At 71.5% G+C, this 16,404-nt stretch carries 11 protein-coding genes; 5 read left to right on the plus strand and 6 right to left on the minus strand.

Annotated features, from left to right (window positions below):
• Positions 1 to 36 precede the first annotated feature (36 nt).
• Positions 37 to 2,961, minus strand: a complete 2,925-nt coding sequence (locus tag ACF088_RS09160) for an FAD-binding and (Fe-S)-binding domain-containing protein (protein ID WP_392374753.1) — start codon at positions 2,959 to 2,961, stop codon at positions 37 to 39.
• 186 nt (positions 2,962 to 3,147) lie between these two features.
• On the opposite strand from ACF088_RS09160, the gene ACF088_RS09165 reads away from it, so the two are divergent.
• On the plus strand, positions 3,148 to 4,062 hold the full coding sequence (locus tag ACF088_RS09165; protein ID WP_392374754.1) for a LysR substrate-binding domain-containing protein: 915 nt from the start codon (positions 3,148 to 3,150) through the stop codon (positions 4,060 to 4,062).
• A 75-nt stretch (positions 4,063 to 4,137) separates the two neighbouring features.
• Here ACF088_RS09165 and ACF088_RS09170 read toward each other — a convergent pair whose 3' ends face one another.
• The gene (locus ACF088_RS09170) at positions 4,138 to 5,535 is read right to left on the minus strand and encodes an amino acid permease (protein ID WP_392374755.1); all 1,398 of its coding nucleotides are present in this window, start codon (positions 5,533 to 5,535) and stop codon (positions 4,138 to 4,140) included.
• A 383-nt stretch (positions 5,536 to 5,918) separates the two neighbouring features.
• Positions 5,919 to 6,845, minus strand: coding sequence for a LysR substrate-binding domain-containing protein (locus ACF088_RS09175; protein ID WP_392374757.1), 927 nt, complete (start codon positions 6,843 to 6,845; stop codon positions 5,919 to 5,921).
• 179 nt (positions 6,846 to 7,024) lie between these two features.
• Between ACF088_RS09175 and ACF088_RS09180 the strand changes: the two genes are divergently transcribed.
• The 4 genes from ACF088_RS09180 to ACF088_RS09195 all read left to right on the plus strand — a co-directional run bounded on the left by ACF088_RS09180 (position 7,025) and on the right by ACF088_RS09195 (position 13,384).
• Positions 7,025 to 8,194 carry an NAD(P)/FAD-dependent oxidoreductase gene (locus tag ACF088_RS09180; RefSeq protein WP_392374759.1) on the plus strand — a complete coding sequence of 390 codons (1,170 nt, stop codon included), beginning with the start codon at positions 7,025 to 7,027 and terminating at the stop codon, positions 8,192 to 8,194.
• Positions 8,195 to 8,222: 28 nt separating this feature from the next.
• Entirely contained in the window at positions 8,223 to 9,614 is a 1,392-nt protein-coding gene (locus ACF088_RS09185) for a 2-oxoadipate dioxygenase/decarboxylase family protein (protein WP_392374760.1), read from the plus strand.
• Positions 9,615 to 9,670: 56 nt separating this feature from the next.
• Positions 9,671 to 11,200 carry an aldehyde dehydrogenase family protein gene (locus tag ACF088_RS09190; RefSeq protein ID WP_392374762.1) on the plus strand — a complete coding sequence of 510 codons (1,530 nt, stop codon included), beginning with the start codon at positions 9,671 to 9,673 and terminating at the stop codon, positions 11,198 to 11,200.
• Positions 11,201 to 11,554: 354 nt separating this feature from the next.
• A complete protein-coding gene (locus ACF088_RS09195) occupies positions 11,555 to 13,384 on the plus strand; it encodes a M28 family peptidase (protein ID WP_392374763.1) in 1,830 nt (609 codons plus the stop codon).
• 142 nt (positions 13,385 to 13,526) lie between these two features.
• Here the strand turns inward: ACF088_RS09195 and ACF088_RS09200 are convergent, their stop codons facing one another.
• The 3 genes from ACF088_RS09200 to ACF088_RS09210 all read right to left on the minus strand — a co-directional run bounded on the left by ACF088_RS09200 (position 13,527) and on the right by ACF088_RS09210 (position 16,341).
• Positions 13,527 to 13,853: a hypothetical protein gene (locus ACF088_RS09200; RefSeq protein WP_392374765.1), complete on the minus strand. Its 327-nt coding sequence runs from the start codon at positions 13,851 to 13,853 to the stop codon at positions 13,527 to 13,529.
• Between the two features lie 98 nt (positions 13,854 to 13,951).
• Positions 13,952 to 14,794 (minus strand): DUF1206 domain-containing protein, encoded by an 843-nt coding sequence (locus tag ACF088_RS09205; protein WP_392374766.1) that lies wholly within the window; start codon positions 14,792 to 14,794, stop codon positions 13,952 to 13,954.
• Positions 14,795 to 15,051: 257 nt separating this feature from the next.
• Positions 15,052 to 16,341, minus strand: coding sequence for a PP2C family protein-serine/threonine phosphatase (locus ACF088_RS09210; protein ID WP_392375009.1), 1,290 nt, complete (start codon positions 16,339 to 16,341; stop codon positions 15,052 to 15,054).
• Between the last annotated feature and the right edge of the window lie 63 nt (positions 16,342 to 16,404).

The following is a 16,404-nucleotide window of genomic DNA, read 5'->3' on the forward strand; positions in this document are numbered from 1 at the left end:
GGAAGAAGAAGGGAGAAGAAGGGAGAGGAACGCGGGTCAGGCGGGGGTGTCGGTCGGGGGCAGTGCCTGGGCGATCAGTTCGGCGAGATGGGTGCCGCTGCGAGGCGTCTGCTGGGCGATCTGGGTGCGGCAGCTGAAACCGTCGGCCAGGATCCGGGTGTCGGCAGCGGCCGAGCGCACGGCGGGGAGCAGCACCTGTTCGCCCGCGGCGACCGAGACGTCGTAGTGGCCGCGCTCGAAACCGAAGTTGCCGGCGAGGCCGCAACAGCCGGAGTCGAGCGTGCTGTTGTCGATTCCCATACGGGCCAGCAGTGTGCTGTCGGCGTCGAAGCCGGACGTGGCGTGCTGGTGGCAGTGGGTCTGGCTGAGCGTGCTGCCCTCGATCCGCGGGGGCTGCCAGCCGGGCGTGTGGTGGACGAGGAGTTCGGCGAGGGTGAGGGTGGACCGGGAGAGGGCGCGGGCGTCTTCGTTGCCGTCGAGGAGTTCGGGGAGGTCGCTCTTGAGGGCCGCGGTGCAGCTCGGCTCCAGTCCGACGACGGGTACGCCGGCGCGGACCGCGGGAGCCAGCGCGGCGGTGGTGCGCCGGGCGATACGGCGGGCGATGCCGAGCTGCCCGGTGGTGATCCAGGTGAGCCCGCAGCACTGTGTGCCCTCGGGGACCTGCACCCGGAAGCCCGCGTCTTCCAGCACGGCCACGCCGGCTTGGAGGACTTCGGGACTGAAGTGGTTGTTGAAGGAGTCGACCCACAGCAGGACCGGGCCGCGCCGGCCGTCGCCCCGGGGCGTGCGGTGGCGGAACCACGTCAGGAAGGTCTGCGCGGCGAAGCGGGGGAGGTCCCGCTGCGGGGCGATGCCGCCCAGCCGTTTGAGGACCGGGGCCAGGCGGGAGGAGGTGAGTGCGTTGACCAGGCCGGGAATCCGGGCGGCGGCCCGGGAGAGCAGTGGCAGCCAGCCCATCGTGTAGTGCGAGGCGGGCCGGAGGCGTCCCCGGTAGTGGTGGTGGAGGAACTCCGACTTGTAGGTGGCCATGTCCACGCCGACGGGGCAGTCGGCGCTGCACCCCTTGCACGACAGGCACAGATCCAGGGCGTCGCGGACCTCGGTGGAACGCCAGCCGTCGGTGATCACTTCACCCTGGGTCATCTCGTACAGGAGTCGGGCGCGGCCGCGGGTGGAGTCCTTCTCGTCCCGCGTGACCCGGTAGCTGGGGCACATCACGTCGCCTCGGTGGGCGGCGGAGCGGCACTTGCCGACGCCCACGCAACGGCGGGTGGCCTTGGCGAAGTCGCCGTCGTCGGCGTGGAAGGGGAACACCGTGGCCAGGGGCAGGGGAGTGCGGTGCGGGCTGACGCGCAGGTTGCCGTCGACGGGCAGCGGCTGCACGATCATGCCGGGATTGAGGCCGTTGTCGGGGTCCCAGACGTTTTTGAATTCCTCGAACAGGGCGATGACGTCGGGTCCGTACATCAGGGGCAGGAGTGCGGAGCGGGCCTGGCCGTCGCCGTGTTCGCCGGAGAGCGAACCACCGTGTGCGGCGACCAGGCGGGCGGCGTCGGCAAGGAAGGTGCGGAAGACGGCGGTGCCCTGCTCGGTGGTGAAGTCGAAGTTGATCCGGACGTGCAGACAGCCCTCGCCGAAGTGCCCGTAGACGGCCCCCTGCAGGCCATGGCGGTCCAGCAGGGCGGTGAACTGGCGGAGATAGGAGCCCAGTTGATCGGGCGGGACGGCCGCGTCCTCCCAGCCGGGCCAGGCCTCGGCTCCGCTCTCGGCCCCGATGCCCGCGGGCAGGCGGGTGGCCAGGCCGGCACCGTCCTCGCGGATCCGCCACAGACTGCGGGCCCGCGCGGGATCGGTGACGATCTCGCTGCCGGTGAAGCCCGCGGCCCGCTGCGCCGTCCCCGCCAGCGCTTCGGCCTGCCGGGACAGCGTCTCCGCGGGGCCGCCGAGTTCCGCGAACAGCCAGGCCTGCGCGGTGGGCAGGGTGTCGATGGTGGTCCTGGTCGCGGGCCGGGTGACGATGTCGGTCAGTCCGCGATCGAGTCCTTCCAGGGCCAGCGGCTCGTGCCGGAGCAGTGCGGGAACCGCATCGGCCGCGGCACCGGCGTCCGAGAAGCCGAGGACGACCAGGGCCCGTGCGGGGGGAGGCGTCACGAGGCGGACGGTCGCCGAGAGGACGACGGCCAGCGTGCCCTCGCTGCCGACCAGGGCTCGGGCGAGGTGGAAGCGCCGCTCGGGCAGCAGCTGTTCCAGCGCATAGCCCGACACCTGCCGGGGGAACTGTCCCAGTTCGGTGCGGAGCGTCGCCAGATTGCGCTGGGCGAGCCGGTGCAGGGCGGCGATCAGCTCTCCGCGGTCGTCTCCCGCGGCAACGGCCGCGTCGATCTCCTCCCGGGTCATCTCGCCGAGCCGGACCACCGTGCCGCGGTAGGTGACCACTTCGAGTTCGACGATGTTGTCCGCGGTGCGTCCCCAGGCGAGCGAGTGGGAGCCGCACGCGTTGTTGCCGATCATTCCGCCCAGGGTGCAGCGGCTGTGCGTGGAGGGATCGGCGCCGAACAGCAGACCGTGCTCGGCGGCGGCGCTCTGCAGGTCGTCCAGGACGATACCGGGCTGCACGGTCGCGGTCCGGGCATCGGGATCCAGCGCCGTCAGCCGGTTGAAGTAGCGGGAGAAGTCGAGCACCACACCCGGCCCGACGGCCTGCCCGGACGTGCTGGTGCCCGCGCCGCGGGCGGTGACCGGCACTCCCAGGCGCCGGCACACCCCCAGCGCGTTGAGGACGTGCTGCCGCTCGCGGGGGAAGACCACGGCGAGCGGGATCTGGCGGTAGTTCGAGGCATCGGACGCGTACTGTGCCCGGTGACCGGCGTCGCCGGCGACCTTGCCGCAGTCTCCGTGGTCGAGCGCTTCGGCCACCGCTGCCGCGTCGAGACTGCCGACGCCCTGGGCTGTCGAGGTCACCCTGCTCGCTCCTTCGTGCTCACCGGTCGTGTGCCGCCTGGTCCCGTCCACGATGTGGGGCGCCCGGGGCCGGGGACAAGGCCCAGCAGGACGAAAGAATCGATGCTTGAGGGCAAGGAATGCTGGGGCTCGCGTTCCGGGGCGGTGGATGTTTATGCTCGCTTCCTGCGTCGTTGGGAGCCCGCGTTGCTGAAGCCACTGCATCTGCTCACCCTGAAGGCCGTCGTCCACAGCGCCTCGTTCGCCCTCGCGGCCCGCGATCTCGGGTACACCGCCTCCGCCATCTCACAGCAGATCTCCGCGCTGGAGAAGGAGACCGGCCTGGTGCTGTTCGAGCGGGAGGCGCACGGGATCCGCCCCACCGCCGCGGCCCACCGCCTGGTCTATCTCAGTACCCATGTGCTGGCGGCCATGGAGGATCTGGACCACCACGTCCAGGAACTCGCCACCGGCGCCACCGGCCGGCTGCGGCTGGGCAGCTTTCCCACGGCCGATGTGCGGCTGGTGCCCGCCGCCCTGTCCGCGCTCGTCGAAAGCCATCCGCGGGCACGGATCCAGCTGGAGGAGGGCGAGCCCGAAGAGCTCATCACCGCGCTCAGCCACGGCGATCTCGATGTCGCGCTCGTCTTCGAGTACGGGCTCAGCCCCCGCCAGTGGCCCGACGGCCTGACCTGCCATCAACTGCTGCGCGAGGACCTGGTGCTGCTCAGGGCCCGCGACAGCGGCCTCGGCGCCCAGCTGCCCCAGCTGGCCGGGGCCCGCTGGATCACCAGCCGGGAGGACACCGCCGGGGCCCGGTCCTTCGTCCGCCTCTGTGCGGCCGCGGGGTTCGAGGCCGCCGTCGCCTTTCGCAGCAACAACTACGCCGTGGTGCGGGAGCTGGTGTCCGCGGGCCTCGGCGTGGCCGTCGTCCCGGCGCTCGGCCATGTTCCCGGCGACGGGATCGAAGCGACCCGGGTCACCCAGCGCTCCGCACACCGCACGGTGATGGCGCTGCACCGCAGCGAGAACAGCAACCCGCTGCTCCCCGCCGTGATCCGCTGTCTGCGGCGCGCGGTACCCGACGGCGAGCCGTATGTGCACCCCGCGTGCGAGGAGTGACCGGCCGGGACGCGGGCGGGCTCCGCCGCTCCCGGTGCGGGGAGTGGCGGAGCTACCCGCGTGGGCGGCCGGCCGTCACCGGATGGGCGCGGGCTCGGCTGTGTCGGAGTCGGACATCTGGTCAAGGGCGTCGAGGTCCACCGAGCCTCCCGGCATGACCTTGCGGGTGCGGCGGTAGCCGTACGTGGCGTAGATGACCAGGCCGACGACCAGCCAGCCGCCGAGCCGCACCCAGGTCTCCCACTGCAGGAACGACATCAGCCAGACGGAGAAGGCCATCCCGAGGACGGGCACCACCGGCATTCCCGGGCAGCGGAAACCGCGCTTGAGGTGCGGTTTGCGGTAGCGCAGGACCAGCACGGAAGCGGAGACCACCACGAACGCCAGCAGCACTCCGATATTGGTGAGTTCCGCGACCGCGTTGATGGGCAGCAGCCCCGCCAGCACGGCGGACACGCCACCGATCAGCCAGGTGGCACGGTGCGGAACTTTGCGCCGGGGGTGGATGGCCCCGAACCAGGCCGGCATCAGCCCGTCGCGGCTGAGCGCGTACCACAGTCGGGAAGCGCCCATCATGAAGGAGAAGGTCACGGTGACGATGCCGATGACCGCGCCGACGGCGATCACGTTGGCCAGCCCGTTCAGCCCCACGCTCTGGAACGCGCTGGAAATGCCGCTGTTCGGGTTGAGCTCGCTGTAGTGCTGCATCCCGGTGAGCACGATGCAGACCAGCACGTACAACACCATGGAGACCGCCAGCGACAGCATCATCGCCTTGGGCAGCTTGCGCCGTGCCTCCATCGACTCCTCCGCTGCCGTGCTCAGCGCGTCATAGCCGAACACGGCGAAGAAGACCGTGGCGGCCCCGGTGAAGGCCCCGCCGAAACCGAACGGTGCAAAGGGATGGAGATTGCCGGTCTTGACCTTGGTGAAGCCCACCACGATCACCAGCAGCACGATGCCGATCTTGATGATGGTCAGCACCGTCTCCACCCGGGCCGAGGTGCGGGTGCCGCGGGTCAGCAGCCAGGCCACACCGAGGCAGATCGCCATCGCGAGCAGGTCCACCCGGTGGCCGGAGCCGGTGCCGGGGGCGCCCAGGGCCCAGACCGGCAGGTGGATGCCGACCGCCTGCAGCAGAAATCCCAGATAGCCCGACATCCCGATCGCCACGACGGCGACGATGGCGGTGTACTCCAGGAGCAGGTCCCAGCCCACGATCCAGCCGACGATCTCCCCCAGGACCGCGGCGCAGTAGGTGTAGGACGAGCCTGCCTTCGGCACCATCCCGGCGAACTCGGCATAGGCGAAGGCGGCACAGAGCGAGGCGGCCCCGGCCACCAGGAACGAGATCAGGACGGCGGGGCCGGCGACGTCCCGGGCGACGGCCGCGGCCAGGCTGAAGATCCCGGCCCCGATGATGGCGCCGATGCCGATCATTGTCAGCTGGGTGAGGCCGAGCGTGCGCACCATGCGCTCACCGGTGGGCTGTTCATGGGGAAGCGTTCGCCTGAAGATTCCCTGGGGGCCTCTTCCCAGCAACGCGCGAAGGGGAGATTTCGGGGTGTGATGGGGGGACATCGCTCGCTCCCTGTCAGGCAACGGCGGCACGACGGGCCACCGTCGTGGCGGGGGTCACCACTGGCCTGAACCCTCACTCACGATCCGCCCCGGCAAAAGGGACCCCAGCGCGACAACTTGCGTGGCTGAGGGCAAGCGGAACTGGTGGAGGTGCTCCGCAGGACGAGCAGCCCGGATTCTCGTGCACCGGGCACCTTGTTCCGGTGCAGCCCAACTCGTATAGGGGACAAGCCTGTTGACGGCGGGACGCGGTGCGACGGCGGCCGGGGCCGGTCTCACGGGTCGCGGCGGGCCGGGGTGCCGTGCCGGGCCCCGGACACCGCCCGCAGGACGTCGACCAGCGCGGCCACCGTGGGCCGGTGCTCGACGGAGGAACGGAACAGCACCACGATGTGCCGCTCGACCTTCTCCCGCAGCCGTACGACATCGAGACGGGACGCGCGCAGGCCGAGCATCAGATCCGTCACCGTGCTCACCCCGATACCCGCCTCGACGAGCGCCAGTGTGGCCGCGGTATCGGTGACCTCGTGCTGGACCCGGGGTTCGATGCCCGCGCGCCGGCAGGCCGTGCGCACCGCGCGGCCGTAGTAGCTGTCGGCCGACGGCAGGATCCACCCCAGCTCCTGCGTTTCGGCCAGGCCGACCACCTCCCGGCCGTCCATCGACCCGGCGGGCACCGCCAGCGAGAACCGCTCGCGGTACAGCTGCCGCACCTGCAGGGCGGCCTCGCGCGCAAGGGGCACATCCGGGTAGTCCAGCCCGAGCGCCAGGTCCACCGCTCCGGAGGCGACTGCGTCGTGCACCTCGTCCACGTCCATATCGCGGCTGTGTACCGCGAGCCGGGGATGGAGCTGCCGCACCTCCTGCAGGGCCGGCGGCAGGATCTCGGCGGCGGCCGTGGCGAACAGCCCTACGTGCAGTACCCCGGAGATCTCGTGCCGGGTGCGCTCCAGAGCCTCGACGGCCTCCGCCTCCGTCGACAGGATCCGCTCGGCGTGACACGCCAGCGTGCGGCCGGCATCGGTCAGCTCCACCCGTCGTCCGACCCGCCGCAGCAGCTCGGTGCCCGCGGCCTTCTCCAGCGCGGCGATCTGCTGGGAGACGCCACCGGGCGTGTATCCAAGGGCCTGGGCCGCCGCGGTGATCGTTCCGCGCCTGGTCAACTCCACCAGGGACCGCAGCTGGGCACTCGTCCAGTCCATATAGAGATCCTAATAGATCGGACGTACTAACTGTTCGTAGACGTCAAAGGTTGGAGTGCTGCACGATGACGGGCAGCTAGCTGATCAGCTCTTCTCGCCATGCACTGACAGCCCGCCACGCGCCGGACGGATGCCCCCGGCGCAGGCGCCGGCCTCTGGAAGGGATCGGCCTCTTGTCCATGTCATCCACCTCCCGCACCGTTCCGCCGACTGCCGACGTCGTGATCGTCGGCGGCGGTGTGATGGGCACCAGCATCGCGTTCCACCTGGCCGAGGCCGGGGTGTCCAACATCGTCGTCATCGAGCGCGGCGAGCTGGCCGGCGGCAGCTCGGGCAAGCCCATCGGCGGAGTGCGCGCGCAGTTCTCCGATCCGCTCAACATCGCCCTGGGCAGCAGGAGTCTGCGCGCCTGGCAGGACTTCGGACAGCGTCCCGGCGCCGACATCAGGCTGGACAGCGTCGGCTATCTCTTCCTGCTCACCAGCGACCAGCAGGCCGCGGACTTCGAGACCGCCGTCCGGATCCAGAACAGCCTCGGCGTCCCCAGCCGCATGATCGGCCCCCGCGAGGCACAGCAACTGTGCCCCTACGCCAGCACCGACGGGCTGGTGGCCGCCGCCTACTCCCCGACCGACGGCCACGCCCGGCCCCGACTCGCCGTCCAGGGCTATGCGCGCGCCGCCGCGAGCGCAGGCGTCGCGTTCGCCACGCACACCACCGTCACGGGCCTCGACACCACCGGTGACCGGGTCACGGCCGTCCACACCGATCACGGCCGGATCTCCTGCTCCACGGTCATCTGCACCGCGGGCGCCTGGTCCGCGCGGCTCGGCGAGATGGCGGGTGTCCACCTCCCGGTGCGTCCGGTACGCCGCCAGCTCGCCTTCACCGCGCCGCTCGCGCCGCCCGCCCCGCGCATCCCCTTCACCATCGACTTCGCCTCTACCGCCTACTTCCACAACAGCGACGACGGCCTGCTGTTCGGCCTCGCCGACCCCGGCCAGGCCGACGGCTTCGACACCACCTGGACCCCGGACTGGCTCACCCAGTTCCGCGACGCCGCACAGCGCAGGGCCCCCGCCCTCGCCGATATGGAGACCACCGGCGGCTGGGCCGGACTGTACGAGGTCACCCCGGACCACAATGCACTGATCGGGCGGGCCGGCGCGCCGCACAACTTCCTGTACGCCACCGGGTTCTCCGGCCATGGCTTCCTGCAGGCCCCCGCCGTCGGCGAAATCGTGCGCGACCTCTACCTGGAGCGCACACCGTTCGTCGATGTCGCCCCCTTCAGCGCCGACCGCTTCACGGCCGGTGCCGAGATCCGCCCCGAAATCCACGTGGTGTGAATCCCCCCGACGGAAGGACGACCTGCCGATGATCAGCCAGTGGCAACTGCGCGCCGCGTTCGCCGAGCGGCTCTCGGACATGTACGGGCGGGAGGTGCCCGCCTACACCACGCTGGTGGACGTCTCACGCGAGGTCAACCACGACGTGCTGCGGGCGCAGGGCGCCGACGCCGAGCGCCTGGGATCCATCGGCCGGGTGACCGCGGAGCGGCACGGCGCCATCCGCGTCGGCTCTCCGGAGGAACTCCGCCAGGTCGCCCGCATCTTCGGCGCCCTGGGGATGCACCCGGTCGGCTTCTACGATCTGCGGGAGGCCGCCGCCAGCGCGATCCCCGTCGTGTCGACCGCGTTCCGCCCCGTCGACGCCGGGGAACTGGCCCGTAACCCCTTCCGCGTCTTCACCTCCCTGCTCACCCCCGCCGACCCCCGGTTCTTCGACCCCGACCTGCGCACCCGCCTGGAGAACTTCCTCGCCGGCCGCCGGCTCTTCCCCCCGGAACTGCTCGCCCTCGCCGACCGCGCGGAAAGCGCCGGGGGGCTGCCCGAAGCGGACGCCGAACGGTTCCTCCACCTCGCCGTGCAGGCCTTCGAACTGTCCCCCGAGCCCGTCGACCAGGCGTGGTACGCCACCCTGGAACGGATCTCCGCCGTCGCCGCGGACATCGGGGGCGTGGGCAGCACCCATATCAACCACCTCACCCCCCGCGTCCTGGACATCGACGAGCTCTACCGGCGGATGACCGAGCGCGGTGTCGAGATGATCGACACCATTCAGGGACCTCCCCGCTGGAAGGGCCCCGACGTCCTGCTGCGCCAGACCTCCTTCCGGGCGCTGGCCGAGCCCCGCGCCCTGCGCACCCCGGACGGCAGCGTGATCAGCGGAGCCCTGCGGGTGCGCTTCGGTGAGGTCGAAGCCCGCGGTATCGCCCTCAGCCGCGAGGGCCGGGCCCGCTACGACCGGCTGCTCGCCCGCGTCGACGAGGAGGCCGCCGGCCTGCCCCGTGCCGACCGGGCCGAACTCGCCCGCCGCCTGTGGGCGGAGGAACTTCCCGACAGCGAGCAGGGACTCGCCGCGGCGGGCCTGGCGCACTTCACCTATCACGTCGCGCCCGACCGCCCACGGGATGGCAGCCGCCCGCCCACCGGGCTCCACGACCTGCTGGAACAGGGCTGGGTCCGGGCCGAACCGCTGGTCTACGAGGACTTCCTGCCGCGCTCCGCAGCCGGCATCTTCCAGTCCAACCTCAGCGAGGAGGGCTCCAGGAACAGCGACCGGCAGGGTGCCGCCTACGACAGCGCATGGCTCTCCGGCGTCCTCGGCCGCGAGGTCCTGGACCCGTTCGACCTCTACGAGGAGCAGCAGAACCGCTCCCTCGCACAGGTCGCCGGAGAACTCGGACTCGACGGTACGCCCGGCTGACCCCCGACCCGCCACCCCCACCCCATCGACACCCCTCAACACCCCAGAGGAGCATCATGACCAGCACCACCCTCCCCACCACCGAGGACCTGCGCACCCGTGCCCGCAGCAGCCTCGCCGCCCTCGGCGTCACCGTCCCGGAAGGCGACGACTTCTCGGCCCGCAGCCCCATCACCGGTGAGGACCTCTTCGGCCTGAGCGCGGCCACCGCCGCCGACACCGAGGACGCCATCGCCGCCACCCGGGAGGCGTTCCTCACCTGGCGCACCACACCGGCGCCCCGCCGTGGCGAACTCGTGCGCCGCCTGGGCGAGTTGCTGCGTGACCACAAGGGCGACCTGGCCGACCTGATCACCATCGAGGCGGGCAAGATCCGCTCCGAGGCGCTCGGCGAGGTCCAGGAAATGATCGACATCTGTGACTTCGCCGTCGGTCTGTCCCGCCAGCTCTACGGCCGCACCATCGCCTCCGAGCGGCCGGGCCACCGGCTCGCCGAGACCTGGCACCCGCTGGGCGTGGTGGGCGTCATCTCCGCGTTCAATTTCCCCGCCGCGGTGTGGTCGTGGAACACCGCCGTCGCGCTGGCCTGCGGTGACACCGTGATCTGGAAGCCCTCGGAATTCACCCCGCTGATCTCCCTGGCCTGCGACCGGCTGCTGGCGCAGGCCGCCGAGGACGTCGGCGCCCCACGCGAGGTGCACCGCCTGCTGCTGGGCGACCGCACCACCGGCGAAAAGCTCGTCGACGATCCCCGTATCGCGCTGATCAGCGCCACCGGCTCGACCCGTATGGGACGCGAGGTCGGCCCCCGCGTCGCCGCCCGCTTCGGGCGCAGCCTGCTCGAACTCGGCGGCAACAACGCGGCCGTGGTCGCGCCCTCCGCCGACCTCGACCTCGCCGTGCAGGGCATCGTCTTCGCCGCGGCCGGCACCGCGGGCCAGCGCTGCACCACCCTGCGCCGTCTCATCGTCCACCGGGACATCGCCGACACCCTCATCGCCCGGCTGACCGCCGCCTACCAGAAGCTCCCCATCGGCGACCCCTTCGACGAGGCCACCCTCGTCGGCCCCCTCATCTCCACCACCGCCCTGGACGCCATGCAGGACGCCCTCACCCGGGCCCAGGCCGAGGGCGGCAAGATCCTCGCGGGCGGCAACCGGCGCCTCGCCGACGCCGCGCCCCGGGCCGGTTACGCCGAGCCGGTCCTCGTCCGCGTCGACGAACAGACCGACGTCGTCCGCGAAGAGACCTTCGCCCCCATCCTGTACGTGCAGACCTACGACACCCTGGAGCAGGCCATCGCCCTGCACAACGACGTGCCGCAGGGCCTCTCGTCCAGCATCTTCACCCGCGATCAGCAGGAGGCCGAGCTCTTCCTGTCCGCGGAGGGCTCCGACTGCGGCATCGCCAATGTCAACATCGGCACCTCCGGCGCCGAGATCGGCGGAGCCTTCGGAGGGGAGAAGGAGACCGGCGGCGGTCGGGAATCCGGCTCCGACGCCTGGCGCGCCTACATGCGCTCCGCCACCAACACCATCAACTACTCCAGCCGGCTCGCCCTCGCCCAGAACGTCAGCTTCCTGTAGCCGCCGGACGGGCCCCGCACCCGCTTCAGCGCACTCGACCACCCCCGCCCTGCTCCGCGCAGAGCGGGGGTTCGTCCTGCCCGGGGCGTGAAAAACCGCTACCAGGACCCGGCCAGGTGCCCGGATATCGGGCGCCACCTGCTGTTTTTCGACAAACACGGCGCTGTGCGGGGACATCCGTTGACGCGGTGGGCGCCGCGGTGTGATGGTACGGCGGCCTGGGTCATGGACATGTCGTTCTCTCACCGCGCTGATGCCGCCCCACGTGGCCGAAGCCGGCCGGACGAGACGCCGCCACAGCCCGGTGCTCCACCAGAACCTCCGTCGGTAGAACTCCCTACCCCTCAAGGAGCCATGGTGTTACGAAGACTCGCGGTGGCCGGCGTCTCCCTCGCCGCCACCCTCCAAGCAGCCGTGCTGGCCCTCGCCCCCACCGCCGCGGCGACCTCGCAGACCGCCCCGCCACCCCACCCGGCGGGCGCCGCGATATCGGCCGTCGACCGGGCAGCACCCAGCGGTGCGGCCACGCCCGTCGAAGGCCCCGTCGCCGTCCGCACCCGGGCCGCCGACGTCCCCGACATCGATGTGGCAAAGGTCCAGGCGCATCTCACCGAACTGAACGACATCGCCACCCGCAACGGCGGCACCCGCAAATCCAGCGGCCAGGGCTACCGGGACTCGGTCGCCTACGCCAAGGCCAAGCTCCAGGCGGCCGGTTACACCGTCACCGAACAGCCCTGCACCTCCGGCTGCGCCACCGGGGCCGGGCCCAACCTGATCGCCGAATGGCCGCAGGGTGACGCCACCAAGGTGTACATGTTCGGCTCCCACCTCGACAGCGTCGGGGCAGGGCCGGGCATCAACGACAACGGCTCCGGCTCGGCCGCGCTGCTGGAGACGGCACTCACCCTCGCCCAGCAGCACCCCGCCATGGCGGCCCGCGTCCGGTTCGGCTGGTGGACCGACGAGGAACAGGGCCTCAACGGCTCCGACTTCTACGTCGGTTCGCTCCCCTCCGCCGAGCGGTCGAAGATCAAGGCGTACTACAACTTCGACATGATCGCCTCGCCCAACGGCGGTTACTTCATCAACCACCTGGCCTCCGCCGCCGCCCAGCCGATGAAGGCCTACTGGGACTCCCTGGGCCTCCAGCCCGAGGAGAACACCGAGGGCGCCGGCCGCTCCGACGACTACTCCTTCGAGCAGGCGGGCATCCCCACCTCCGGCTATGCGATGGGCGCCGGTGCGCGGAAGACCTCGGCGCAGGCGGCCAAGTGGGGCGGCACCGCCAACCGTGCCTACGACTCCTGCTACCACCAGTCCTGCGACACCACCGGCAACATCAACAGCACCGGACTGAACCGCAGCGTCGACGGCATCGCCGCCACCCTGTGGAAGCTCGCCGTCGCCGACACCACCCCGGCGAACGACTTCTCCCTGACCGCCGGCCCCGCCGCCGGCAGCGTCGACCCCGGCGCCTCGGCCACCAGCACCCTCTCCACGGCCACCACCAGCGGCTCCGCACAGACGGTGGCGCTGTCGGCCTCGGGCGCTCCGTCCGGGGTGACCGTCTCCTTCAGCCCCGCCTCGGTGACCTCCGGCGGCAGCTCCACCATGACCGTCGCCACGACGTCGAGCGCGGCGCCCGGCACCTACCCCCTCACCGTCACCGGCACCGGGTCCGTCACCCACACCACGCCCTACACCCTGACGATCAAGGGCGCCGGGGGCTGCACCGCCCAACAGCTGCTCGCCAACGGCGGATTCGAGAACGGCACCACCCCCTGGACGGGCGACACCGGGGCGATCGGCGCCCACGCCGGCCAGTCCGCCCACAGCGGCAGCAGGTTCGCCTGGCTCGGCGGCTACGGCTCCTCCGCCACCGACTCCCTCAACCAGTCGGTGACCGTGCCGGCCGGATGCGGCAAGGCCACCTTGGCCTACTGGCTGCACATCGACACCGATGAGACCGACCGCGTCGCCTACGACACCTTCAAGGTCAAGGTGGGCGGCACCACCTTGACGACGCTCTCCAACACCGCGGCGTCGAGCGGCTACACCCAGCGGACCCTGGACCTGACCCCCTATATCGGACAGCGGATCACCCTGACCTTCACCGCCACCGAGGACTCCAGCCTGCAGACCAGCTTCGTCATCGACGACGCGACCCTGCAGACCGGCTGACCGGCTGACCGGCTGACCTACGGCCCGGAGGGGCGGGGCGGATGTCCGGCTCGCCCCTCCGGCGCCACCTCACTCCGGTCGGCGCCCGGACCTTTGGCGCAACGTGCGAGGCCCGTTGCGCCGCCGCGAGGTGCCCGACACGTCAAGCAGTCGTCTCGTCCGTCGCGTAGCACGAGGCGGCGTAACGGCCTCGGTCACCGGTGGGCGTCCAGCCCCCGGTGCCCTGGCCGGGGTCGGCGAGGGTGAAGCCGCTGTCGCGCAGTTGCGCGCCGAGGGAGGCGGCGGGGAAGCCGCTGCCGTTCGGCGCTTCTTCGACGGGCCACAGCGTGACGAGCAGGGCTTCGGTGTCGCCGGTGTCGGGTTCACTGTCGAGGCTGGCGACTTCCAGGTGCCAGCGGCCGTTGCGCACAAAGGCCTCGGCGCGGTAGACGGCCCGTGCAGCCGGGGCATTCTGATGGGTCTCGGTCATCCGAAGGGAGCTCCTGTCGTGGGGTGGGAGTGCGTCGTGGGGTGGGAGTACCGGAATTGCGGTGATGATTCCGGGGACGGCGGGTGGGCCTCGCAGGTTCAGACGTCCCGCCAGCGGGCCATGGCGCACGAGAAGGCGCCGAACAGTGCCAGACCCACGGCGATCGCGGCCAGCAGCCAGGGACCGGCCGGGGTGTCGGCGAAGGAACGGAGCGTATCGTCCATGCCTTTGGCGCGGCCGGGGTCGTAGGTGACCGCGGCCTTGACGACGTAGCTGCCGGCGATCGTGAACACCCCACCGCGGGCGATGCCACCCGAGACGCCGAGCACATCGATACCGCGCCGGGCAGCCCGCGACATGCCCTTCCTGTCGAGGTGCCGGTGGAACGTGCGCAGGATGGCCCGCACCGCGATCCAGATTCCGGCCACGGCAACGCCCACCCCCGCGATGGCCACCAGCCAGGGGCCGCCGGGCAGGTCCAGCGCTTTCGCCGTCGCGTCCCGGGACTGCCGGTCGCTCGCCCCGCTTCCGCTGCCCTCCTTCCCCGCCGCGAAGGACAGCACGGAGAAGGACACCACGGCGTAGAAGACGCAACGGACGAGCGACAGCAGTCGCGTCCCGGCCTTGTGCCCGTCGGGCCCTGCCGCACCGAACGCCGCTTCGGACAGGCGCCACAGCGCCATCCCGGCCAGTCCCAGACCGAGCGCCCATATCAGCACGCTGCCGAACGGCCGGGCGGCGATTTCCGCCAGCGCTCCGCCCCGGTCGGCCTGCTCACCGGAGTCGCCGAACGCGATCCGCAGCGCCAGTACCCCCACGAGGAGGTAGATCACACCCCGGGCCGCGAACCCACCGCGTGCCGCGGCCCGGACCACCGGGCTGCGCGCGGCGCGGTGAGCGGTGCGTCGTCCGATGTGCGGTACCGCAAGAGTCGATGGCATGTGACCTCCAGAGGGCTTCTGCCCCGCCGTCGGGGGGGCACCCGGCCGGTCTCCGGAACCGACGAGAGCGGAATACTTCTGCCCCGCCGTCGGCGGCGCACTCCGGTAGCCGCTGCCGAGGGGCCCCGGTGCCGCTGCCGAGGAGCCCCCGGTGCCGCTGCCGAGGACATCCCCACCGGTCATCCACCCGCCTCGGGCAGGGGCCCGGTGGCCCCGGCGCATTGCGTGGCCCCGGCGCCTCGTGTGGCCCCGGGGCTTTAGAGGACGTCTCTGGTGGGTGTGCTCCAGGGGGCGGCCAGGGGTGTGTCGGTGGTGGAGTGTTCCGGGAGGCCGGCGAGGGCTTCGACCCGTGCGAGGCGGTAGGGGGTGGGGCCGTTCCACTCCAGCAGCAGGACCGTGGCATCGTCGTCGAGCCGGCCGTCGTGGTACGCCAGATGACGCCTGATCAGGCGCCGCAGGGTCTCCGGGACGGGCAGCCCGTCGGCGTGGTGCCGGATGAGGAAGTCGGTGAAGCCCGCCAGGCCGAATTCCTGGCCCGCGTGGTTACGGGCTTCGGTGATGCCGTCGGTGTAGAGCAGCAGGCGGTCGCCGGGCTCCAGCTGTTCCCGGACCAGGGTGGGCGGCAGGCCCAGGTCGGTGCCCATCGGAGGGGCGGGCGGGCAGGTCAGGCTCAGTGCGGTGCGTCCCTTGCGGATGATGACCGGCGTAGGGTGCCCGACGCTGGTCCAGGTGAGGAGCCCGGTGCCGGTATTCAGCTCGGCCAGAATGCCCGTGGCGTAGCGGCTGCAGCCGAACTGTTCCACCAGCGCGCGTTCCACGGCTTCGGCGATCTGCAGGATTCCGGGGCCCTGCCGGCGCCGGTTGCGGCTGGCGGCGACCGCGAGGTTCGCGGTCAGGCCGGCGGCCGTGTCGTGGCCCATGGCGTCGAAGAGCGCCAGATGCACGGTTTCCCCGGCGATGGCGTAGTCGAAGACATCGCCACTGACCTCATAGGCGGGCTCCATCACCGCACTGACCAGCACCCGGTCGGTGGCGAAGGTCCTCGGTGGCATGATGCGCCACTCCATCTCCGCGGCCACGTTCATCCTCCGGCGCCGCACCAGCCGGGCATAGGTGTCGCTCGCCCCCCGCTTACTGACGATCATCAGCGCAATCAGCCCGGCAAGGTTGCGCAGGTCCTGGGCCGCCTGGGAGTCCATCTCCGTACCAGGGGGGCCGGAGGCGCGCAGCACGCCCAGTCGCTCGGTGCCGTCGAGCAACGGGACCCACCACTGGTCCGCCTCGGGGGTGGGACCCCCGACGATGCCCCCGGTTTGAAACGCCCGCCCGGCGAGGGTGCCTTCCACCCGCACCACATCCGGCGGCGCCTCGGCGCCGCCGCCGGCCCCCGGCCCCTGACCGGCAAGCAGGCACAGCACTTCCTGCTGCAGATCGGCCAGGTAGATCAGCACCCCCGGCCAGCCGACCCGGGCCGCGTGCTTGACGACCAAGTCCGGCACCTGCTCCAGCGTGATCACGTGACTGGCGGCGATCAGGTCACCGAGCATCCGGGCCCGGGCGGCTGGACTGCTCATTCAGGCACCTCTCCTCGGTTTGCAGCTCGCCGAGCC

Source organism: Streptomyces sp. NPDC015125 (genome assembly GCF_043080045.1).
GTDB lineage: Bacteria > Actinomycetota > Actinomycetes > Streptomycetales > Streptomycetaceae > Streptomyces.